This window comes from Atlantibacter hermannii (assembly GCF_009907385.1).
GTDB classification, from domain to species: domain Bacteria; phylum Pseudomonadota; class Gammaproteobacteria; order Enterobacterales; family Enterobacteriaceae; genus Atlantibacter; species Atlantibacter hermannii_A.
Map to the genome: position 1 here is coordinate 1 of NZ_JAAATR010000068.1, position 22,511 is coordinate 22,511.

Below are 22,511 nucleotides of genomic sequence, written 5' to 3' on the forward strand. Positions count from 1 at the left end.
CGTTGACTGCGTTCGAAAACCCCGGTCACTGATAGTCAGCGACCGGGGTTTTTTTAGCGCTTCTCCCAACCACCTTCCTCGATCGAAAACCCCAGCGCCTGCATAAACGCATTCATTACGTTGCGGTCTTCGACGCCGACGTCGGAAATCCACCAGTGGTTGATTGCGGGGTTATCGCGGATCACCTCTTCAATCAGATAGTGTCCGACGCCGCGTCGGCGCGTCACTTCCCGGACCCGCAGTGAATCCATCGCGCCCTGATCGGCGGTTAACGTCACGCGGACCGCGCCCAGCAGCCGCTCGTTGAAACGCGCGGCGTAAATACGGTGGCCTTCATCAATTTTCAACGATGCGCTGGAGTATTCCGGCCAAATTTTGCCCAGGTCGATATGGTCCTGCGGCGTTAATGTCTGCAAACGAATAATAGTGAGTTTCATAGTGGCATCCCGAAGGCAGTTTGTCGGAGTGTATCCAAATTATTGACCATAACGCCTGCTCTTTTTTAACGGATTCAGTAGTTGAATAGTTTTTATCACGTATCAAAAGCAGTGCGAATCTTCCGGGAATGAAATTTAACCAGGTTTTTACTCTGACAGGTAGTGATTTGTTCGGCTTATTGCACCAATATTTTATGCTGAAATCTCTGCTTTTTTTTGTTTAACTCTGGCTGAATCCAGAATATTATCTTTGCTTAATGCCATGATATATAGACGTTTTAGCCTGTTGAGTAGCGAAATTTAGCGCTAACTCATTAAAGAGACAGGTAAAAATAGTGTTGTTTACAAAAACAGCAGAACATTTTTTAACCATAATAAAACCAGAAATTTACAACTGGCATGAATGGGGATGCACGGAATGAAATACAACGCGAAAACAATACTCGCAGGGATGGTTGCGCTGGCACTGACTCACACGGCAGCAGCGCAGGAGATTAAGGTCGCGGTCGTGGGGGCGATGTCCGGCCCGGTCGCCCAGTGGGGCGATATGGAATTTAACGGCGCGCGCCAGGCGATTAAAGACATTAACGCTAAAGGCGGGATCAAAGGCGATACCCTGGTGGGCGTGGAGTATGACGACGCCTGCGATCCAAAACAGGCGGTCGCGGTAGCCAACAAAATTGTTAACGACGGCATTAAATACGTGATCGGCCACCTGTGTTCATCATCGACCCAGCCGGCTTCTGATATTTACGAAGACGAAGGCATTCTGATGATCACCCCGGGCGCGACTAATCCGGAACTGACCCAGCGCGGCTATCAGATGATCATGCGTACCGCCGGGCTGGATTCCGCACAGGGCCCAACGGCGGCGAAGTACATTCTGGAAACCGTGAAGCCGCAGCGCATCGCCATCATCCATGACAAACAGCAATACGGCGAAGGCCTGGCGCGTTCCGTCCAGGACGGCCTGAAAAAAGGCGGCGCCAACGTGGTGTTCTTTGACGGCATCACCGCGGGCGAGAAAGATTTCTCCGCGCTGCTGGCGCGTCTGCAAAAAGAAAATATCGATTTCGTGTATTACGGCGGTTACTACCCGGAAATGGGCCAGATGCTGCGCCAGGCGCGCGCTACCGGCCTTAAAACCCAGTTTATGGGCCCGGAAGGCGTGGGTAACGCGTCGCTTTCCAATATTGCGGGCGATGCGGGCGAGGGCATGTTAGTGACCATGCCGAAACGCTATGACCAGGAAGCCTCCAACAAGGCTATCGTGGATGCCCTCAAAGCCGATAAAAAAGATGCCAGCGGCCCGTATGTGTGGATCACCTATGCCGCCGTACAGTCACTGGCGACGGCGATGGACAGAAGCGGTTCAAAAGAACCGGCTGATTTAATTAAGGATTTGAAACAGCACGGGGCTGATACCGTGATAGGGCCGCTGAACTGGGATGAAAAAGGCGATCTGAAGGGATTTGAATTTGGTGTATTCCAGTGGCATGCCGACGGGTCGTCGACCAACGTGGCGGCGAAATAAACGCGCACCGTGGATCGCTGACCTGAACGAGTGATAAAAGGTTACGTTATGTCCGAGCAGTTCCTCTATTTTTTGCAGCAAATGTTTAATGGCGTCACGCTGGGGAGTACCTACGCGCTGATCGCCATCGGCTACACCATGGTGTACGGCATTATCGGCATGATTAACTTCGCCCACGGCGAGGTATACATGATCGGCAGTTACGTCTCCTTTATGATCGTGGCGGCGCTAATGATGATGGGTATCGACGCCAGCTGGCTGCTGGTGGGCGCGGCCTTTATCGGGGCGATTGTCATCGCCAGCGCCTACGGCTGGAGCATCGAGCGGGTCGCCTACCGACCGGTGCGTAGCTCCAAGCGCCTGATCGCGCTGATTTCCGCCATCGGGATGTCCATTTTCCTGCAAAACTACGTCAGCCTGACCCAGGGCTCACGCGATGTGGCGCTGCCGAGCCTGTTTAACGGCCAGTGGCTGGTGGGCAGCAGTGAAAACTTCTCTGCCACCATCACCACCATGCAGCTTGTTATCTGGATCGTCACCTTCCTGGCGATGCTGGCGCTGACCCTTTTCATCCGTTACTCCCGTATGGGCCGCGCCTGCCGCGCCTGTGCGGAAGACCTGAAAATGGCCAGCCTGCTCGGCATTAATACCGACCGCGTCATCTCGCTGACTTTTGTGATCGGCGCAGCGATGGCGGCGGTAGCGGGGGTGCTGTTGGGCCAGTTCTACGGCGTCATTAACCCGTACATCGGCTTTATGGCGGGGATGAAAGCCTTTACCGCCGCAGTATTGGGCGGAATCGGCAGCATTCCTGGCGCGATGATCGGCGGCCTGATCCTCGGCCTGACCGAAGCGCTGACCTCTGCCTATCTGAGTACCGAATACAAAGATGTGGTCTCTTTCGCCCTGTTGATTGGCGTGTTGCTGGTCATGCCTACCGGTATTCTGGGCCGTCCGGAGGTAGAGAAAGTATGAAACCGATGCATTTTGCCATGGCGCTGCTCTCTGCCGTGATGTTCTTCGTGTTGGCCGGCGTGATGATGGGCGTTCAGTTAAGCCTGTCCGGCACCAGACTGGTGGTGGACACCGCCTCCGCGATCCGCTGGGAGTGGATCGCAGTGGGTACGGCAGTGGTGTTTCTGTTCCAGCTGCTGCGTCCCTTCTTCCAGAAAAGCTTCAAAAAAGTTACCGGGCCGAAGTTTATTCTGCCCGCGATTGATGGTTCCACGCCGAAGCAGAAACTGTTCCTGGTGGCGCTGCTGGTACTGGCGGTAGCCTGGCCGTTTATGGTGTCGCGCGGCACGGTGGATATCGCGACTCTGACCATGATTTACGTAATCCTCGGGCTGGGCCTGAACGTGGTTGTGGGGCTGTCTGGCCTGCTGGTGCTGGGTTACGGCGGCTTCTACGCCATCGGCGCGTACACTTTTGCGCTGCTGAACCACTATTACGGTCTCGGCTTCTGGACCTGTCTCCCGCTGGCGGGCCTGGTGGCTGCGGCGGCAGGCTTCCTGCTGGGCTTCCCGGTGCTGCGTTTGCGCGGCGACTATCTGGCGATTGTCACCTTAGGCTTCGGCGAAATCGTCCGTATTTTGCTGCTCAACAACACTGAAGTGACCGGCGGGCCGAACGGCATCAGCCAGATCCCCAAACCAACGCTGTTCGGCCTGGAGTTTAGCCGCACGCCGCGCGAAGGGGGCTGGGATACCTTCAGCAACTTCTTCGGTATGAAGTACGATCCCAGCGATCGCATTATTTTCCTCTATCTGGTGGCGCTGCTGCTGGTGGTGATCACCCTGTTTGTGATTAATCGCCTGCTGCGTATGCCGCTGGGCCGCGCCTGGGAAGCGCTGCGTGAAGATGAGATCGCCTGCCGTTCCCTGGGCCTCAACCCGACGCGCATCAAGCTGACCGCGTTTACCATCAGCGCCGCGTTTGCCGGTTTCGCCGGGACGCTGTTCGCCGCGCGCCAGGGCTTTGTCAGCCCGGAATCCTTCACCTTCGCCGAATCGGCGTTTGTGCTGGCGATCGTGGTGCTGGGCGGGATGGGCTCGCAGTTCGCGGTTATCCTGGCGGCTATCCTGCTGGTGGTGTCGCGCGAGCTGATGCGTGATTTCAACGAGTACAGCATGCTGATGCTGGGCGGCCTGATGGTGCTGATGATGATCTGGCGTCCGCAGGGGCTGTTGCCGATGACGCGTCCGCAGTTGAAGTTGAAGAATGGGCACGCTGAAGGAGAGAAAGCATGAGTCAGCCAATTTTAAGCGTTGAAGGCCTGATGATGCGTTTTGGCGGCCTGCTGGCGGTCAACAATGTCTCCCTGGAGCTGCGCGAACACGAAATCGTGTCGTTAATCGGCCCGAACGGCGCGGGTAAAACCACGGTATTCAACTGCCTCACCGGTTTTTATAAACCGACCGGCGGCACCATCAAACTGCGCGACAAGCATCTGGAGGGCCTGCCGGGCCAGCAAATCGCGCGCATGGGCGTGGTGCGTACCTTCCAGCACGTGCGTCTGTTCCGCGAAATGACGGTGATTGAAAACCTGCTGGTGGCACAGCATCAGCAGTTAAAAACCGGTCTGTTTTCCGGCCTGCTGAAAACCCCGGCGTTTCGCCGTACCCAGAGCGAAGCGCTGGATCGCGCCGCCACCTGGCTCGACCGCATCGGGCTGCTGGCGCACGCCAACCGCCAGGCCAGCAACCTGGCCTACGGCGACCAGCGCCGTCTGGAGATTGTGCGCTGCATGGTGACCCAGCCGGAAATTTTGATGCTGGATGAACCGGCGGCGGGCCTCAACCCGAAAGAGACCAAAGAGCTGGATGAACTGATCGTCGAGCTACGCGACCACCACAACACCACCATCCTGCTGATTGAGCATGATATGAAACTGGTGATGGGGATTTCCGATCGCATTTACGTGGTAAACCAGGGAACGCCGCTGGCTAACGGCACGCCGGAGCAGATCCGAAATAACCCTGATGTAATTCGCGCATACCTGGGCGAGGCATAAGATGGAAAAAGTCATGTTGTCTTTTGACAAAGTCAGCGCCCATTACGGCAAAATCCAGGCGCTGCACGACGTCAGTTTGCAGATTAAGCAGGGGGAAATCGTCACCCTGATTGGGGCCAACGGCGCGGGTAAAACCACGCTGCTCGGCACGCTGTGCGGCGATCCGCGCGCTACCAGCGGCCGTATCGTGTTCGACGGCAAAGATATTACCGACTGGCATACCGCGAAAATCATGCGTGAAGCGGTGGCGATTGTGCCGGAAGGGCGCCGCGTGTTCTCCCGGATGACGGTGGAAGAGAACCTGGCGATGGGCGGCTTCTTTGCCGATCGCCAGCAGTATCACGAACGCATCGAGCGGGTGTACCAGCTGTTTCCACGCCTGCACGAGCGCCGCATCCAGCGCGCGGGCACCATGTCCGGCGGCGAACAGCAGATGCTGGCGATTGGCCGCGCTCTGATGAGCCAGCCGCGTTTGCTGTTACTGGATGAGCCGTCGCTGGGACTCGCGCCGATCATCATTCAGCAGATTTTCGATACCATCGAACAGCTGCGCGAAGAGGGAATGACCATCTTCCTGGTAGAGCAGAACGCCAACCAGGCGCTGAAACTCGCCGATCGCGGCTATGTGCTGGAAAACGGCCACGTGGTGCTGGAAGATACCGGCGACGCGCTGCTGGCGAACGAAGCGGTGCGGAGCGCCTATTTGGGTGGTTAACCTGTCCGGTGCCGATGGTTAATCTGAAAAGGAGCCGGTTGGCTCCTTTTTTATCCTGTTTTGTTGTTGTCCGGGCCGCGTGAACCCCTTATTGCCGCATTAACAAGGAAAGCGTGATGAAACTGGCAAAGATAATGATGTTGATCACTTCACTGTTGTTTACTGCTTCTTCGGCGATCGCCGATCCCATTACCCCCTCAAAGCCCGATCTGCGCAATCCGGCGATCTGGCAGGAAAAGCCCGCCTCTGTAAGTACACAGGAACGTGAAGAGCAGTGTCGCACGTTTCAGGCCTCCGTTTGTCCTTATGCCCAGGACTCGCTGTCGGATGCCGAACGGGAAGCGCAGCGTCGCGATCTCAATCGCAACGTTAAGGTGCGTGAGGAAGGAGAATGGCGTCGGGTGAAGCCTCGTTGACCTGAGGATGTGGACGGACGGCGGCTTTCAGCCCTTTTCCGTCATTTTTTCATCATCCGGCAGACATCTTTCGTGTGCCTGGGTGTCATTTTATTGTAATCAAAAGGTTATTTTTCTGTCATTCGCGCATGTCATGTTACCTCGCGAGCATAAAACGCGTAGTTTCGCGCATCCGGCACAACAAGAGAGATAACCGCATGACATCGTTACGTACAGCTTCAGCTCTGGCGATTGGGATGGCGTTGGCCAGTCAGTCTTTCGCTGCTACCACTATCCCGTTCTGGCATTCCATGGAAGGCGAACTGGGTAAAGAAGTGGAATCTTTAGCGCAACGCTTCAACCAGACCCACCCGGATTACCAGATTACTCCAGTGTATAAAGGCAACTACGAGCAGAGCCTGGCGGCCGGGATTGCGGCGTTCCGCACCGGGAATGCCCCGGCGATTTTGCAGGTGTATGAAGTAGGCACCGCGACCATGATGGCGTCGAAAGCCATCAAGCCGGTGTACGAAGTGTTCAGCGATGCGGGCATCACGTTTGACGAATCCCAGTTTGTGCCGACGGTTTCCGGCTACTACACCGACGCGAAAAGCGGCCACCTGTTGTCGCAGCCGTTTAACAGCTCCACCCCGGTGCTGTACTACAACAAAGACGCCTTCAAAAAAGCCGGTTTAGACCCGGAGCAGCCGCCGAAAACCTGGCAGGAGCTGGCGGACTACACCGCGAAGCTGAAAGCCGCCGGGATGAAGTGCGGCTACGCCAGCGGCTGGCAGGGTTGGATCCAGATTGAAAACTTCAGCGCCTGGCACGGCCTGCCGGTCGCCACTGAGAACAACGGCTTTAACGGCACTAATGCGGTGCTGGAATTCAATAAGCCGGAGCAGGTGAAGCATATCGCCATGCTGCAAGCGCTGAACAAGAAAGGGGATTTCACCTATTTTGGCCGCAAGGATGAATCCACCGAGAAGTTCTACAACGGCGACTGCGCCATTACTACCGCCTCTTCCGGTTCGCTGGCAGACATCCGCCACTACGCCAAATTCAACTACGGTGTGGGGATGATGCCATACGATGCCGATGCCAAAGGCGCGCCGCAAAACGCCATCATCGGCGGCGCCAGCCTGTGGGTGATGCAGGGCAAAGACAAAGAAACCTATAAAGGCGTCGCCGAGTTCCTCGACTTCCTGGCGAAGCCGGAAAACGCCGCCGAATGGCATCAGAAAACGGGTTATCTGCCGATCACCAAAGCGGCCTATGACCTGACCCGCGAGCAGGGCTTTTACGATAAAAACCCCGGCGCGGATATCGCCACCCGGCAGATGCTGAACAAGCCGCCACTGGATTACACCAAAGGGCTGCGTCTGGGCAACATGCCGCAAATCCGCACCGTGGTTGACGAAGAGCTGGAAAGCGTCTGGACCAACAAGAAAACGCCTCAGCAGGCGCTGGACGCCGCCGTTGAGCGTGGCAACCAGCTGTTGCGCCGCTTCGAACAATCCACCAAATCCTGATAAGTCTCGCCCCTCACGCTGGCCGCGCGCCGGGTGAGGGGTTTTTTATTGAGTAACGCTATGTCCTCATCACGCCCGGTATTCCAGTCCGGCTGGTTGCCGTATCTGCTGTTATTGCCCCAACTTGTTATCACGGTCGTATTTTTTATCTGGCCCGCCGGGGAAGCGCTCTGGTACTCGGTGCAAAGCGTCGATCCCTTTGGCTTATCCAGCGAGTTTGTCGGGCTGGATAACTTCCGCCAGTTGCTGAACGACAGCTACTACCTGGACGCGTTCTGGACCACCATCACGTTCAGCGCCATGGTGACGTTTTTCGGCCTGATCAGCTCGCTGTTTTTCGCCGCGCTGGTGGATTATGTGGTGCGCGCCAGCCGCCTGTACCAGACCCTGATGCTGCTGCCCTACGCCGTCGCCCCCGCGATTGCCGCCGTGCTGTGGATTTTCCTGTTTAACCCCGGACGCGGGCTGATCACCCACTGGCTGGAGCTGATGGGCTATCAGTGGAATCACGCCCAGAACAGCGGGCAGGCGATGTTCCTGGTGGTGTTCGCCTCGGTGTGGAAGCAGATCAGCTATAACTTCCTGTTTTTCTTCGCCGCGTTGCAGTCGATCCCCCGTTCGCTGGTGGAAGCGGCGGCCATTGACGGCGCCGGGCCGGTGCGCCGGTTCTTTAAACTGTCGCTGCCGCTGATTGCCCCGGTGAGCTTCTTCCTGCTGGTGGTGAATCTGGTTTATGCCTTCTTCGACACCTTCCCGGTGATCGACGCCGCCACCGCAGGCGGGCCCGTGCAGGCCACCACCACGCTTATCTACAAAATCTACCGGGAAGGCTTTGCCGGGCTGGATCTGTCGGCCTCGGCGGCGCAGTCGGTGGTGCTGATGGCGCTGGTGATCGTGCTGACTGTGGTGCAGTTCCGCTACGTTGAAAAAAGGGTGCGATACCAATGATTGAACACCGTCGCGGGCTGGATATCTTCAGCCATTGCATGCTAATTCTCGGTATCGCCGTGATCCTGTTCCCGATGTACGTGGCGTTTGTGGCCGCCACCCTGGACAGCAACGCGGTATTTGAGACCCCAATGACGCTGATCCCCGGCGGCCATCTGTGGGAAAACCTCAGCCATATCTGGCAGCACGGCGTGGGGGCCAACAGCGCGCCGTTCGGCCTGATGCTGTTTAACAGCCTGGTGATGGCGCTGACCATCACGGTGGGCAAAATCGCGGTGTCGATCCTGTCGGCGTTCGCCATCGTCTGGTTCCGCTTCCCGCTGCGTAATCTCTGCTTCTGGATGATTTTCATCACCCTGATGCTGCCGGTGGAAGTGCGTATTTTCCCGACGGTAGAGGTGATCGCCAACCTGAAGCTGCTCGACAGCTATACCGGCCTGACGCTGCCGCTGATGGCGTCCGCCACCGCCACTTTTCTGTTCCGCCAGTTCTTTATGACGTTGCCTGATGAGCTGATCGAAGCGGCGCGCATTGACGGCGCATCGCCGATGCGCTTTTTCCGCGACATCGTGCTGCCGCTTTCCCGCACCAATCTGGCAGCGCTGTTTGTCATCACCTTTATCTACGGCTGGAACCAGTATCTGTGGCCGCTGCTGATCGTCAGCGACGTCAATCTGGGCACCGCCGTGGCGGGGATTAAAGGGATGATTTCAACCGGCGAAGGCAGCACCCAGTGGAACCAGGTCATGGCGGCGATGCTGCTGACGCTGATCCCGCCGGTGGTGATTGTATTAGTGATGCAGCGTGCGTTTGTGCGTGGCTTAGTGGACAGTGAGAAATAACATGGCAGGGTTAAAACTACAGGCAGTAACCAAAAGCTGGGACGGCAAAACCCAGGTGATTAAGCCGCTGACCGTGGACGTGGCGGACGGCGAATTTATCGTGATGGTCGGCCCGTCGGGTTGCGGGAAATCCACGCTGCTGCGCATGGTTGCCGGGCTGGAGCGCGTCACCAGCGGTGATATCTGGATCGATCAGCAACGCGTCACCGAACTGGAGCCGAAGGCGCGCGGCATCGCCATGGTATTCCAGAACTACGCGCTGTATCCGCACATGAACGTCGAAGAGAACATGGCCTGGGGATTGAAAATTCGCGGCATGGGTAAAGGGCACATTGAGGCGCGGGTCAATGAAGCGGCGCGTATCCTTGAACTGGATGGTTTACTGAAACGCCGCCCGCGCGAACTCTCTGGCGGGCAGCGCCAGCGCGTGGCGATGGGCCGCGCTATCGTGCGCGATCCGGCGGTGTTCCTGTTTGACGAGCCGCTCTCCAACCTCGACGCCAAACTGCGGGTGCAGATGCGCCTTGAACTGCAACAGCTGCACCGTCGCCTGAAAACCACCAGCCTTTACGTCACCCACGACCAGGTGGAAGCGATGACGCTGGCCCAGCGGGTGATGGTGATGAACAAAGGCGTCGCCGAGCAGATCGGGACGCCGGTTGAGGTTTATGAGCGCCCCGCGTCGCGCTTTGTGGCGAGTTTTATCGGCTCGCCCGCCATGAATTTGCTGGAGGGGAGGATTAACGCGCTGGGTACCCATTTTGATGCTGACGGCTTCAGTTTGCCGCTGGGGGCGCGTCATCTGACGCTGGCCGGGCGCGTGATAACGTTGGGTATCCGCCCCGAACATATTGCGCTAAGCTCACAGGCCGCAGGCGGCGTGCCGCTCAATGTGCAAACCCTGGAGATGCTGGGGGCGGACAACCTGGCGCACGGGCGGTTCGGCGAGCAAAAAGTGATTGTGCGTCTTGCGCATCAGCACCGGCCTGTGCCGGGCTCGACGCTCTGGCTGCATCTGCCGCCGGAGCATCTGCACTTTTTCGATGGTGAAACAGGAATACGTCTATGAATAACTGGCCTTACCCTGCGATTGTCGCCCACCGGGGCGGCGGCAAGCTGGCTCCCGAAAATACCCTGGCGGCTATCGATGTGGGGGCGCGTTATGGGCACACCATGATCGAGTTTGACGTCAAGCTGTCCAGAGACGGGCAGATCTTTTTGCTGCATGACGATACGCTTGAGCGTACCAGCAACGGATGGGGGATCGCGGGCCATCTCGACTGGGATGACCTGTTAAAAGTGGATGCGGGTAGCTGGTACAGCGGCGAGTTCAAAGGCGAATCGCTGCCGCTACTGAAAGATGTGGCTGCGCGCTGTCGCAAGCACGGCATGATGGCAAATATCGAGATCAAACCGACCACCGGCGTGGACGCGCAAACCGGTAAAGTGGTGGCGCTGGCGGCACGTGATTTATGGCAGGGCATGACGCCGCCGCTGCTGTCGTCATTTTCCGTAACCGCGCTGGAAGCGGCGCAGCAGGCTGCGCCGGAATTGCCGCGTGGATTATTGCTGGATGAATGGCGCAGCGACTGGCGTGAATTGACGTCGCGCCTTGAATGCGTGTCGATTCACCTGAATCATAAACTGCTGGATGAGGCGCGGATCGCGGCGCTGAAGGCGGCGGGGCTGAAAATCCTGGTCTACACCGTCAACCATCCCCAGCGCGCCGCCACGCTGTTGCGCTGGGGGGTTGATAGCATTTGCACCGATCGCATCGACGAGATCGGCCCGCATTTTAACGCTTAAGGACCAAGGGTTTTCAGCGGGATATTCGGCTGCGGCATGGTGGTGACGCCCTGGTTACTCAGGGTGCCGTTATTGGGCCGCAGCATATCGCCGTTGGTTTTACCGGGTAACATATGCTGCTGATTATTCAGCATCCGGTCCTGACTGGATGAGCCGTTATTCAGCATGCTGCCGCTGGTATTGGGCAGCATCTGCTGGGTTTGCGGATTCAGCTCGCCCGGCGCGGATTCTCTGATGCGTTGCGTATTGGTGTTGATCTGCGATTCCAGATGCTGCTGCTGAACCCGGGTTTGGGTCTGCAATTGCTGATTCAGCATCCCTTTCTGCTGGATTTGCTGGCTCTGCATCTGGGTTTGCATCCGCTGCTCGCTTGGATTGACGAATCCCGGCTGATTCGGGTTATTCAACACATTAATCGGCTGTGCAAAGCTACAGGGCGACAGAAGCGCCGCCAGAATTAACAGTTTTTTCATCATCATTCCTCCTTGTGAGGGATCTTCTAAGTTTACTCGCTTTCCGGCAGTACGATGATTTTTTAAGAGTTGTGAACCAGGCTTAAGCGGGGGACGAGCCCCGTGAAACCCGGAGAACAACAATGAAGATGATGTGGAAAGCCCTGCCTGCATTACTCATGGGTCTGTGTCTGTCGGCGTTTGCCGCACCGCCCCCCACGGCCGCACCCGTCTCCTATGGCGTGGAAGAGGATGTGTTCCATCCCGTTCGCGCCCGGCAGGGGATGGTCGCCTCGGTGGACGCCACCGCCACTAACGTGGGCGTTGAGATCCTGAAAAAAGGCGGCAACGCGGTGGATGCCGCCGTGGCGGTCGGGTTCGCCCTGGCGGTGACCCACCCGCAGGCCGGTAACCTCGGCGGCGGCGGGTTTATGATGCTGCGCACCAAAGACGGCAACACCACTGCCATTGATTTCCGTGAAATGGCCCCGCAAAAAGCCACCAAAGATATGTTCCTCGATGCTGCGGGTAACGCCGACAGTAAAAAGTCCCTGACATCGCACCTCGCGACCGGTACGCCGGGCACCGTGGCGGGCTTTGCGCTGGCGCTGCAAAAATACGGCACCATGCCGCTAAACCAGGTGGTGCAGCCAGCGATCCTGCTGGCGCGTGACGGCTTCGTGGTCAACGATGCGCTGGCAGACGATCTCAAAACCTACGGCAGCGAAACGCTGCCCAATCATCCCAACAGTAAAGCTATCTTCTGGAAAACCGACGGTAATCCGCTGCAAAAAGGCGACAAGCTGGTGCAGACCAATCTCGCCAAATCGCTGGAGATGATTGCCGAAACCGGGCCGGATGCGTTTTATAAAGGCGCGATTGCCGATCAGATTGCCGATGAGATGGCAAAAAACGGCGGGCTGATTAGCAAGGAGGATTTAGCGAATTACAAAGCAGTGGAGCGAACGCCAATCAGCGGTGATTACCGTGGATATCAGGTATTCTCGATGCCGCCGCCGTCCTCCGGCGGGATCCACATCGTGCAAATCCTCAATATCCTGGAAAACTTCGATTTGAAGAAATATGGCTTCGGCAGCGCCGATACGATGCAAATCATGGCCGAAGCGGAGAAATTCGCCTATGCCGACCGTTCGGAATACCTGGGCGACCCGGATTTTGTGAAAGTGCCCTGGCAGGCGCTGACCGATAAAGCCTATGCCAAAACCCTGGCGGATCAGATCGATCTGGCGAAGGCGCGCCCGTCAAAAGAGATCAAACCCGGTAACCTCGCGCCTTATGAGAGTAATCAAACCACCCACTTCTCGGTGGTGGATAAAGACGGCAACGCGGTGGCGGTCACCTATACCCTGAACACCACTTTTGGCAGCGGCATTGTGGCTGGCAATACCGGGATCCTGCTGAATAATGAAATGGACGACTTCTCGGCGAAACCAGGCGTCCCTAACGTTTACGGCCTGGTTGGCGGTGAAGCGAACGCGGTAGGGCCGAATAAACGCCCGCTGTCGTCAATGTCGCCCACTATCGTAGTAAAAGATGGCAAAACCTGGCTGGTTACCGGCAGCCCTGGCGGCAGCCGGATTATTACTACCGTATTGCAGATGGTGGTGAACAGCATTGATTTCGGCATGAATATTGCCGAAGCCACCAACGCCCCGCGCTTTCATCATCAGTGGCTGCCTGACGAGCTGTGGGTTGAAAAGGGTTTTAGCCCCGACACGCTGAAGTTGCTGAAAGAGAAAGGCCAGAACGTGGCGGTGAAAGAGGCGATGGGCAGTACCCAGAGTATTGTCGTCGGGCCGGATGGCGCGCTGTATGGCGCTTCCGATCCGCGTTCGGTGGATGATTTGACGGCGGGTTATTAATCCGTCAAAAAACAGGCTGGACGGCGAAATGCCGTCCAGTCCTCACTTTTCCTTATAATTAATGGGTATAAGGCTTACTCCTTTTTTACGATTTAAATACGAATTTCCCCGCCTCGCTTGTATACCTTTTGTTCATCCTGCCGATAACTGCTGTATCTGGTGGAAAATCCACGTTGTATACAAAGGAAATAGTTATGGGTTTACTTCAACATTTCACCATTCGTTCCGTCATGGTCGCCATCCTGGGGCTGCTGTGCTTGTTGTGGAGCGGTGCCGGGCTGTTTAGCGTGTTTTCGCTGAACCAGATGAGCCAGGGAAATGATGTGGATCGGCATCTGGTGCGCCAGATGACCGTGCTCAGTAAAGGCAACGATCAGTATTTTCGTTTCGTTACGCGGCTGTCGCGCGTGATGGACGGAACCAAACCGGGCATGCAGCCTGACCCAACGGTGATGAAACCGGTACAGAAAGCGCTGGAGAATATGGCGCAGGAGCTGGCGCAGTTTAAAGAACTGTCGCCGGGGCCAATGGATCAGGCCACCTCAGATAACGTCATCGCCAGCTGGCAGAAGCTGCTCGACGAGGGCGTTACCCGCCAGTTCCAGCTGGCCCAGCAGGGCGATCTGGATGCGTTTCGCGCCCACGCCAACAACATCACCCCTGCGCTCAGCCGGGCGTTTGGTGCCAGCGCCGAGGAGTTTAACGCCAATGCGGGCCGGATGCTGGATGAAACCCGCGTAACGGTGGATAACCAGACCTCGCTGACCCGCACGATTATCATCGCCAGCGTGGCGTTGGGCGTGCTGATGCTGATCCTGGCCGACCGCTACCTGGTGACCATGTTGGTGCGTCCGCTTAACCGGATCCGCGATCACTTCCAGCTTATCGCTAACGGCGATCTCAGCCAGCCGGTGCCGGTCAGGGCCAGCCGCAACTGCGTGGGTAAACTGGTGCCGCTGCTGACGGCAATGCAGGACAGCCTGCGCGATGCGGTGAGCGCCATCCGCCAGGGCAGCGAGCATATCTGGCACGGCGCGCGGGATATCTCCGCCGGCAATCAGGATCTCTCAACCCGTACCGAAGAGCAGGCGTCGGCGCTTGTGGAAACCGCCGCCAGCATGGAGCAACTGACCGCCACCGTGCAGCACAACGCCGATAACGCGCACGAAGCCAGCCAACTGGCGCAAAAGGCCTCGGCGACCGCCAGTAAAGGCGGGAAGCTGGTGGGCGATGTGGTAACCACCATGACCGGTATTTCCGGCAGTTCGAAGAAAATTGCCGATATCACCACGGTCATTAACAGCATCGCTTTCCAGACCAACATTCTGGCGCTTAACGCCGCGGTGGAAGCCGCGCGTGCGGGCGAGCAGGGGCGCGGGTTTGCGGTGGTGGCGAGTGAAGTACGCAACCTGGCCAGCCGCAGCGGGCAGGCGGCGAAAGAGATTGAAACGCTGATTGCCGATTCTGTTAACCGGGTCGAGAAGGGCGCGGAGCTGGTGAACCAGGCGGGGACCACCATGGCGGAAATCGTCGATGCGGTGGCGCAGGTCACGGCGATTATGGAGCAGATTGCTTCAGCGACTGACGAACAGAGTAAAGGTATTGCCCAGGTTGGCGTGGCCATCACCCAGATGGATAGCGTGACGCAGCACAACGCGGCGCTGGTGGAGCAGGTTTCTGCCGCCGCCGCCAGCCTGGAGCGCCAGACGGCGGAATTGCAGCAGTCCGTTGAGCATTTCCGTCTGGTAGAGCGCACGCTCGCCGCTGTTGAGGATAAACCGTCCTCCCGACCGGCGCCGCGCCAGACAGCGGCGCAAGAAGAGTGGGTAACGTTTTAACCCGCCAACTACCCCTAAAAAGTGATAGAGCATGACAAGCTCTTCGTTATATATTTAATTATATAACGAAGAGGGTAAAGCGATGAATCATTTTGGGAAGGGGTTAATGGCCGGTCTTGCCGCAAGCCAGGCCGCCAGCGCACAGCATGCGGCCCGTTTTTGTATGGATTACAAACGCGGCTTCGTGCTGGGCTACACGCACCGTATTTATGAAAACACCGGCGATAAGCTGCTCAGCGCGTGGGAGGCGGGCCTGCTGACCCGCCGCTACGCGCTGGATAAAGACGCGGTGATCGATTTCTTTACTGAAACCCAGGCGAGTTCGTCACGACGCTTTTTCATGGCGGGCTACCGGCTGGGCGGGCAAACGCTTAACGGGATGGGCGCAGGCGAGCCATAAAATAAGCGTCGACGTATTCGCCATCGCGCAGACCATACTGCTTGCCGGTGCCTTCGATTTCAAAACCGAGTTTATGGTACACCGCGATGGCCGGCGCGTTATCGACGAACACCGTGAGTTCGATGCGCTCAATCCGCAGCCAGTTGTCGCACATGGCGATCATCTCGCGCAGCAGGGCGGTAGCGATGCCCTGACTGGCGCGCGCAGAATCGACGCAAATGCCAAAACTGGCGACATGACTGCGGCGCGGACGCGTTTCGGCGGCGATGGCCAGATGCCCGACGACCAGGCCATCAATCAGCGCGACCAGGTGGTAATGACCGGGAGTTTTAACATTCATCCGTTCCTGCCACATCGTTAGTGACGGATGGGGAACCTGTAGCGTGTTGTAATACACCTCCGGTTGGGTAAACAGGCGGTGTACCGCCTCAACATCGGTCGGTTCGGCGTGCCGGATGACAATCTCGCTCATCCCTTTTGTCCTCAATAAGTTATAAAACCCTTTAAACATCATTGACTTTTAGATCGTCGTCAATCTGTTTTTTTTCAAAAAAAAGCTGGACACATGCGAATGATAATGATTATTATTGCCATGCGTTCAGGGAGACCCCTACGGTGTAAACCTGAAAGCACGACATTGCTCACATTGCTTCCAGTATTTCTTAGCCAGCCTTGCGCTGGCTTTTTTTTATCCTGAATTTGCCCCCGACAACTCATTCACATTTTTTGAACAGAGGCGTCAATTTTCGCCCTCTATCATCAACGGCGCTTCCGGTCCACACTACTTCCATCGCAAACGAACTGGGGGTACACAATGATTTACTTACGCAAAGCAGCCGAACGCGGCCATGCCAATCACGGTTGGTTAGACTCATGGCATACCTTCTCTTTTGCCAACTATTACGATCCCAATTTTATGGGCTTTTCCGCCCTGCGCGTGATTAACGACGACGTGATCGATGCCGGTCAGGGTTTCGGTACTCACCCGCACAAAGACATGGAAATCCTGACCTACGTGCTGGAAGGCGCGGTTGAGCATCAGGACAGCATGGGCAATAAAGAGCAGGTGCCTGCGGGCGAGTTCCAGATTATGAGCGCCGGGACCGGGGTGCGTCACTCCGAGTACAATCCCAGCGAGACCGAGCGTCTGCGCCTGTATCAAATCTGGATCATCCCGGAAAAAAATGGCATTGAGCCGCGCTATGAGCAGCGCCGCTTCGACGCAACGCAGGGCCGTCAGCTGGTGCTGTCGCCGGATGCCCGCGACGGTTCGCTGAAAGTGAATCAGGATATGGAACTGTCGCGCTGGGCGCTGTTGAAAGACGAGCAGGGCGTATACCCGATTGCCGCTGACCGCAATGTCTGGATCCAGGTGGTGAAAGGAAACGTGACCATTAACGGCACCAAAGCCACCACCAGCGATGGCCTGGCGATCCGCGACGAGCAGGCGCTTTCTATCCATGCCGACAGCGACAGCGAAATCCTGCTGTTTGACCTGCCACCGGTCTGATCGCTGCCATAACCGCGCACCGTGAAAACGGTGCGCGGGCCGCAAAAATCCGTGCTTTTTCCCGGGCTTCCTCTGTTACAGAGGAAGCCCGGGCGTCGTCCGTGATAAACTCGCTGAACAGATCCATTTTGCGCCTTCGAGACGATGAAAAAGAAAAGACCGGTACTACAGGATGTGGCTGATCGCGTAGGCGTGACGAAAATGACCGTCAGCCGCTTCTTGCGCAATCCCGAGCAGGTGTCCGAGGCGCTGCGCGGTAAAATCGCCGCTGCGCTGGATGAGCTGGGCTACATTCCCAACCGCGCGCCCGATATTCTTTCCAACGCCACCAGCCGCGCCATCGGCGTGCTGCTACCTTCACTCACTAACCAGGTGTTTGCTGAAGTGCTGCGCGGTATCGAAAGCGTGATTGACGCCCATGGCTACCAGACCATGCTGGCGCACTACGGCTATAAGCCCGAGCTGGAAGAAGAACGCCTGGAATCGATGCTCTCCTGGAATATCGACGGACTGATCCTCACTGAACGCACCCACACGGCGCGCACCCTCAAAATGATTGAAGTAGCGGGGATCCCCGTGGTCGAGCTGATGGACAGCGTTTCTCCGTGCCTGGACATCGCCGTCGGTTTCAATAATTTTGAAGCGGCGCGCCAGATGACGGCGGAAATCATCGTGCGCGGCCACACTCACGTGGCGTATCTGGGGGCGCGTCTGGACGAGCGAACCATTCAGAAGCAGCGCGGCTACGAGCAGGCAATGCGCGATGCGGGCCTGACGCCCTACAGCGTGATGGTCGAACAATCCTCTTCCTATTCCACCGGGATTGAACTGCTGCGCCAGGCGCGGCGCGAATTCCCTCAACTTGACAGTATCTTCTGCACCAATGACGATTTAGCTATCGGCGCGGCATTCGAATGCCAGCGGCTGGGGCTGCGTATTCCTGACGATATGGCGATCGCCGGTTTTCACGGCCACGATATCGGGCAGGTGATGGAACCCCGGCTGGCGAGCGTGCTGACGCCGCGTGAACGTATGGGGCGAATTGGCGCGGAACGCCTGCTGGCGCGCATCCGGGGCGAAATTGTAACGCCTAAATTGTTAGATTTAGGTTTCACATTGTCGCCAGGCGGTTCGATTTAACCTTGCCAAATTTGAACTAGCTCACACTTATTAACACTGGCGACGCACGGAGATTGCGTCGCTTCCGGTGCCGCATGACAATGTTACCGATAACTGTTACCCGTAACATTTCCCTTCCAACGTTTTGTGCCAGTGGAGCAACGCGATGAGCACGACTAACCATGATCACCATATTTATGTCTTGATGGGCGTATCCGGCAGCGGTAAGTCCGCCGTAGCCAGCGAAGTGGCGCACCGGCTGAAGGCCGCTTTTCTGGATGGCGATTTCCTGCATCCGCGCAGCAACATTATGAAAATGGCCTCCGGCGAGCCGCTAAACGATGACGACCGCAGGCCCTGGCTGAAAGCGTTGAACGACGCGGCATTCGCCATGCAGCGCACCAATAAAGTGTCGCTAATCGTCTGTTCATCCCTGAAAAAAGACTATCGCGACCAGTTGCGCGACGGTAACCCGAACCTTTCCTTTATCTACCTGAAAGGGGAGTCTGCGGTGATCGAAGAGCGTCTGAAAGCGCGTAAAGGCCACTTCTTTAAACCGCAGATGCTGGTAACGCAGTTCCAGACCCTGGAAGAACCGAAAGCCGACGAGACCGATGTCATCGTGATTGATATCGATCAGCCGCTGGAAGGTGTGGTGGAAAGCACCATCGCCGCAATTGGAGAAGGCAAGGCGGCGTGAATACATTAACATTGGTGTTAACAGCAGTCGGCTCCGTGCTGTTGCTGCTGTTTTTAGTGATGAAGGCCCGGATGCATGCCTTCGTTGCTTTGATGGTGGTGTCTATTGGTGCAGGACTTTTCTCTGGTATGCCGCTCGATAAGATTGCGGCAACCATGGAAAAAGGGATGGGCGGCACGCTGGGTTTTCTGGCGGTCGTGGTGGCGCTGGGCGCCATGTTTGGCAAGATCCTTCATGAAACTGGCGCGGTCGACCAGATCGCCGTCAAGATGCTCAAATCCTTCGGGCACAGCAAAGCGCACTACGCCATTGGCCTCGCGGGCCTGATCTGCGCGCTGCCGCTGTTCTTCGAAGTGGCGATTGTTCTGCTGATAAGCGTGGCGTTTTCTATGGCGCGTCACACCGGGACCAACCTGGTGAAGCTGGTGATCCCGCTGTTTGCTGGCGTGGCGGCGGCAGCGGCGTTCCTGCTGCCCGGGCCTGCGCCAATGCTGCTGGCCTCTCAAATGCACGCCGATTTCGGCTGGATGATCCTGATTGGCCTGTGCGCCGCAATACCCAGTATGCTGATCGCCGGGCCGCTGTTTGGCAACTTCATCAGCAAGCATGTTGAACTGCATATCCCGGATGACATCAGCGAACCGCATTTGGGCGAAGGCAAACTGCCGTCGTTCGGCTTCAGCCTGGCGCTGATCCTGCTGCCGCTGGTGCTGGTAGGCCTGAAAACCATCGCCGCGCGCTTTACCGAACAGGGCTCGCAGCTCTATGAATGGTTGCAGTTTATCGGCCATCCGTTTACCGCCATCCTGATTGCCTGCCTGGTGGCGATGTATGGCCTGGCGATGCGTCGCGGCATGCCGCGCGAACGGGTGATGGAAATCTGCGGTCACGCGCTGCAACCCGCCGGGATTATCCTGCTGGTGATCGGTGCCGGCGGCGTGTTCAAACAGGTGCTGGTGGATTCAGGCGTGGGTCCGGCGCTGGGCGAAGCGTTAACCGGCATGGGCCTGCCGATTGCTGTAACCTGCTTTGTGCTGGCAGCGGCGGTGCGCATTATTCAGGGTTCCGCCACGGTCGCCTGCCTGACGGCGGTTGGCCTGGTGATGCCGGTGATTGAGCAGTTGCATTACTCCGGCGCGCAGCTGGCGGCGCTGTCCATTTGCATCGCGGGCGGATCGATTGTGGTGAGCCACGTTAACGACGCCGGTTTCTGGCTGTTTGGTAAATTTACCGGCGCGACTGAAGGGCAGACCCTGAAAACCTGGACGCTGATGGAGACCATCCTCGGCACGGTTGGCGCAATTGTCGGGATGATCGCGTTTGCGATAGTCAGCTAAGCGTTAACCCGCTGGCGTGCCTTGCGCACGCCAGTTTTCCCACGCTACCCCTTCATCCACGCCCGAATACCGTCCAGGAACATCTGCGTGGAGAGCATCACCAGCACCAGCCCCATCAAACGCTCCAGCGCATTGACCCCTTTCTCGCCGAGCAGCCGCAAAAACAGCGATGACTGCAACAGGATCGCCACCGTGCCGCCCCAGGCAATCAGCAGCGCGATAACCAGATGGCCCATCTGATTGGGATACTGGTGTGACAGCAGCATCAGCGTCGCCAGAATCGTCGGCCCCGCCACCAGCGGGATCGCCAGCGGGACGATAAACGGCTCTTCACCGGCGGGCAGGCCGCTGGCGTTGCCTTCCTGGCTGGGGAAAATCATTTTGATGGCGATCAGGAACAGAATAATCCCCCCGGAGATAGAGACCGTCTCGGCGCGCAAATTCAGAAAAGCGAGTATTTTTTCGCCCGCGAACAGGAAAATCAGCATCAGCAGCAGCGCGATTAACAGCTCGCGTATCATGATGGCCCGCCGCCGTTTTGGTTCTGTGTGTTTCAGGACAGACATAAAAATAGGCAAGTTGCCCAGGGGATCCATAATGAGGATCAGCAAAACGGCGGCGGAGATAATGTCATTCATGTACGCATTTCCTGTAAATCGGGTCCACTGCCCGCTTAAATAAGTTGCTTTACTGATGATCGCGCGATCATTGATTTATTTCACTTGCGACTTTAGCTGCATTTTGTAAGGTGAAAGGATGCCCGGCTTCTCCCGGCACGCACAACACGCACACACCTCGCAGGAATGATTCGCTATGAAAAATGTTGGTTTTATCGGCTGGCGCGGAATGGTTGGCTCCGTACTCATGCAACGCATGGTTGAAGAGCGCGATTTTGACGCCATTCGTCCCGTCTTCTTTTCCACTTCCCAGCTTGGGCAGGCTGCGCCGTCTTTTGGCGGCCATCAGGGCGGCACGCTTCAGGACGCGTATTCTATCGACGCGCTGAAGGCGCTGGATATCATCGTGACGTGCCAGGGCGGCGATTATACCAACGAAATTTACCCAAAGCTGCGTGAAAGCGGCTGGCAAGGATACTGGATTGATGCCGCCTCGTCGCTGCGTATGAAAGATGACGCCATCATTATTCTTGATCCCGTCAACCAACATGTCATTACCGAAGGTTTAAACAAAGGCGTGAAGGCGTTTGTCGGCGGCAACTGCACCGTCAGCCTGATGCTGATGTCGCTGGGCGGCCTGTTCGCACAGAACCTGGTGGAGTGGGTGTCCGTCGCGACCTATCAGGCGGCGTCCGGCGGCGGCGCGCGCCACATGCGCGAACTGCTGGCGCAGATGGGCCAACTGTATAACGGCGTGGCGAGCGAACTGGCCGATCCGGCCTCGGCTATTCTGGATATCGAACGTAAAGTCACGGCGCTGACCCGCAGCGGCCAGCTGCCGGTGGATAATTTCGGCGTACCGCTGGCGGGCAGCCTGATCCCGTGGATCGACAAACAGCTGGATAACGGGCAGAGCCGCGAAGAGTGGAAGGGCCAGGCGGAAACCAACAAAATCCTCGGCACTTCGTCGGTGATCCCGGTGGATGGTCTGTGCGTCCGCGTTGGGGCGCTGCGCTGCCATAGTCAGGCGTTCACCATTAAACTGAAAAAAGATGTTTCGCTTTCGTCTATCGAGGAGATGTTGGCAACGCATAACGACTGGGTAAACGTGGTGCCAAATGACCGCGACATTACCGTGCGTGAACTGACCCCTGCGGCGGTGACCGGTACGCTGGCGACCCCGGTTGGCCGCCTGCGTAAACTCAATATGGGCCCGGAATACCTGTCTGCCTTTACCGTCGGCGACCAGTTATTGTGGGGCGCCGCCGAGCCGCTGCGTCGTATGTTACGGCAGTTGGCCTGACGGGAAATCATAACGGGAGTGCGTAAGCGCTCCCGTTTTTTTTGGTGCAGGCGAATGTAAACCAGTTTGTTGCAATTTTTCTCAGGAGTCAGATAGCGCGTTGGCTATGCTTAAGGTTCGGGTGGTTTAA

At 57.2% G+C, this 22,511-nt stretch carries 23 protein-coding genes; 19 read left to right on the forward strand and 4 right to left on the reverse strand.

Going from position 1 to position 22,511, the window contains the following annotated elements; translation table 11 throughout:
• Positions 1–53 precede the first annotated feature (53 nt).
• Entirely contained in the window at positions 54–437 is a 384-nt protein-coding gene (panM, locus tag GV764_RS16685) for an aspartate 1-decarboxylase autocleavage activator PanM (protein ID WP_161661099.1), read from the reverse strand.
• Positions 438–855: 418 nt separating this feature from the next.
• On the opposite strand from panM, the gene livK reads away from it, so the two are divergent.
• The 11 genes from livK (at position 856) to ugpQ (ending at position 11,222) form a co-directional block, all read left to right on the forward strand.
• Entirely contained in the window at positions 856–1,971 is a 1,116-nt protein-coding gene (livK, locus tag GV764_RS16690) for a high-affinity branched-chain amino acid ABC transporter substrate-binding protein LivK (protein WP_161661100.1), read from the forward strand.
• A 48-nt stretch (positions 1,972–2,019) separates the two neighbouring features.
• On the forward strand, positions 2,020–2,946 hold the full coding sequence (livH, locus tag GV764_RS16695) for a high-affinity branched-chain amino acid ABC transporter permease LivH (RefSeq protein ID WP_161661101.1): 927 nt from the start codon (positions 2,020–2,022) through the stop codon (positions 2,944–2,946).
• Positions 2,943–4,220, forward strand: a complete 1,278-nt coding sequence (locus GV764_RS16700; protein WP_161661102.1) for a high-affinity branched-chain amino acid ABC transporter permease LivM — start codon at positions 2,943–2,945, stop codon at positions 4,218–4,220. The genes livH and GV764_RS16700 overlap by 4 nt, the downstream gene beginning before the upstream one ends.
• Positions 4,217–4,984, forward strand: coding sequence for a high-affinity branched-chain amino acid ABC transporter ATP-binding protein LivG (gene livG / locus GV764_RS16705; RefSeq protein ID WP_161661103.1), 768 nt, complete (start codon positions 4,217–4,219; stop codon positions 4,982–4,984). Before GV764_RS16700 ends, livG begins: the two co-directional genes overlap by 4 nt.
• A 1-nt stretch (position 4,985) precedes the next feature.
• Positions 4,986–5,699 carry a high-affinity branched-chain amino acid ABC transporter ATP-binding protein LivF gene (livF, locus tag GV764_RS16710; RefSeq protein ID WP_161661104.1) on the forward strand — a complete coding sequence of 238 codons (714 nt, stop codon included), beginning with the start codon at positions 4,986–4,988 and terminating at the stop codon, positions 5,697–5,699.
• A gap of 116 nt (positions 5,700–5,815) precedes the next feature.
• Positions 5,816–6,115, forward strand: a complete 300-nt coding sequence (locus GV764_RS16715) for a hypothetical protein (protein WP_161661105.1) — start codon at positions 5,816–5,818, stop codon at positions 6,113–6,115.
• Positions 6,116–6,312: 197 nt separating this feature from the next.
• Positions 6,313–7,626 carry a sn-glycerol-3-phosphate ABC transporter substrate-binding protein UgpB gene (ugpB, locus tag GV764_RS16720; protein ID WP_161661106.1) on the forward strand — a complete coding sequence of 438 codons (1,314 nt, stop codon included), beginning with the start codon at positions 6,313–6,315 and terminating at the stop codon, positions 7,624–7,626.
• A gap of 60 nt (positions 7,627–7,686) precedes the next feature.
• Positions 7,687–8,574 carry a sn-glycerol-3-phosphate ABC transporter permease UgpA gene (gene ugpA, locus GV764_RS16725; RefSeq protein ID WP_161661107.1) on the forward strand — a complete coding sequence of 296 codons (888 nt, stop codon included), beginning with the start codon at positions 7,687–7,689 and terminating at the stop codon, positions 8,572–8,574.
• Positions 8,571–9,416 carry a sn-glycerol-3-phosphate ABC transporter permease UgpE gene (gene ugpE / locus GV764_RS16730; protein ID WP_161661108.1) on the forward strand — a complete coding sequence of 282 codons (846 nt, stop codon included), beginning with the start codon at positions 8,571–8,573 and terminating at the stop codon, positions 9,414–9,416. The genes ugpA and ugpE overlap by 4 nt, the downstream gene beginning before the upstream one ends.
• Before the next feature lies 1 nt (position 9,417).
• Positions 9,418–10,485, forward strand: a complete 1,068-nt coding sequence (locus GV764_RS16735; protein WP_161661109.1) for a sn-glycerol-3-phosphate import ATP-binding protein UgpC — start codon at positions 9,418–9,420, stop codon at positions 10,483–10,485.
• Positions 10,482–11,222: a glycerophosphodiester phosphodiesterase gene (gene ugpQ / locus GV764_RS16740; protein ID WP_161661110.1), complete on the forward strand. Its 741-nt coding sequence runs from the start codon at positions 10,482–10,484 to the stop codon at positions 11,220–11,222. The genes GV764_RS16735 and ugpQ overlap by 4 nt, the downstream gene beginning before the upstream one ends.
• On the opposite strand, the gene GV764_RS16745 is transcribed toward ugpQ, so the two are convergent.
• Positions 11,219–11,695, reverse strand: coding sequence for a DUF2756 family protein (locus GV764_RS16745; protein ID WP_161661111.1), 477 nt, complete (start codon positions 11,693–11,695; stop codon positions 11,219–11,221). The two genes, ugpQ and GV764_RS16745, sit on opposite strands and share 4 nt — an antisense overlap.
• 122 nt (positions 11,696–11,817) lie before the next feature.
• Here GV764_RS16745 and ggt point away from each other — a divergent pair, with 122 nt between their 5' ends.
• The 3 genes from ggt (at position 11,818) to GV764_RS16760 (ending at position 15,795) form a co-directional block, all read left to right on the forward strand.
• On the forward strand, positions 11,818–13,557 hold the full coding sequence (gene ggt / locus GV764_RS16750) for a gamma-glutamyltransferase (protein WP_161661112.1): 1,740 nt from the start codon (positions 11,818–11,820) through the stop codon (positions 13,555–13,557).
• Between the two features lie 194 nt (positions 13,558–13,751).
• Positions 13,752–15,395: a methyl-accepting chemotaxis protein gene (locus GV764_RS16755; protein WP_161661113.1), complete on the forward strand. Its 1,644-nt coding sequence runs from the start codon at positions 13,752–13,754 to the stop codon at positions 15,393–15,395.
• 82 nt (positions 15,396–15,477) lie between these two features.
• A complete protein-coding gene (locus GV764_RS16760; protein WP_161661114.1) occupies positions 15,478–15,795 on the forward strand; it encodes a DUF2623 family protein in 318 nt (105 codons plus the stop codon).
• Here the strand turns inward: GV764_RS16760 and yhhY are convergent.
• On the reverse strand, positions 15,767–16,267 hold the full coding sequence (gene yhhY, locus GV764_RS16765; RefSeq protein WP_161661115.1) for an N-acetyltransferase: 501 nt from the start codon (positions 16,265–16,267) through the stop codon (positions 15,767–15,769). The two genes, GV764_RS16760 and yhhY, sit on opposite strands and share 29 nt — an antisense overlap.
• A 342-nt stretch (positions 16,268–16,609) precedes the next feature.
• Between yhhY and GV764_RS16770 the strand changes: the two genes are divergently transcribed.
• The 4 genes from GV764_RS16770 to gntU all read left to right on the forward strand — a co-directional run bounded on the left by GV764_RS16770 (position 16,610) and on the right by gntU (position 20,461).
• Positions 16,610–17,305: a pirin family protein gene (locus tag GV764_RS16770; protein ID WP_161661116.1), complete on the forward strand. Its 696-nt coding sequence runs from the start codon at positions 16,610–16,612 to the stop codon at positions 17,303–17,305.
• Positions 17,306–17,449: 144 nt separating this feature from the next.
• The gene (gene gntR / locus GV764_RS16775) at positions 17,450–18,445 is read left to right on the forward strand and encodes a gluconate operon transcriptional repressor GntR (protein ID WP_161661117.1); all 996 of its coding nucleotides are present in this window, start codon (positions 17,450–17,452) and stop codon (positions 18,443–18,445) included.
• A 145-nt stretch (positions 18,446–18,590) separates the two neighbouring features.
• Entirely contained in the window at positions 18,591–19,124 is a 534-nt protein-coding gene (gntK, locus tag GV764_RS16780) for a gluconokinase (protein ID WP_161661118.1), read from the forward strand.
• On the forward strand, positions 19,121–20,461 hold the full coding sequence (gntU, locus tag GV764_RS16785) for a gluconate transporter (RefSeq protein WP_161661119.1): 1,341 nt from the start codon (positions 19,121–19,123) through the stop codon (positions 20,459–20,461). Before gntK ends, gntU begins: the two co-directional genes overlap by 4 nt.
• Before the next feature lie 44 nt (positions 20,462–20,505).
• Here the strand turns inward: gntU and GV764_RS16790 are convergent, their stop codons facing one another.
• On the reverse strand, positions 20,506–21,099 hold the full coding sequence (locus GV764_RS16790) for a YhgN family NAAT transporter (protein ID WP_002436499.1): 594 nt from the start codon (positions 21,097–21,099) through the stop codon (positions 20,506–20,508).
• A gap of 175 nt (positions 21,100–21,274) precedes the next feature.
• Here GV764_RS16790 and asd point away from each other — a divergent pair, with 175 nt between their 5' ends.
• Positions 21,275–22,381 (forward strand): aspartate-semialdehyde dehydrogenase, encoded by a 1,107-nt coding sequence (gene asd, locus GV764_RS16795; RefSeq protein ID WP_125292591.1) that lies wholly within the window; start codon positions 21,275–21,277, stop codon positions 22,379–22,381.
• Positions 22,382–22,511 lie beyond the last annotated feature (130 nt).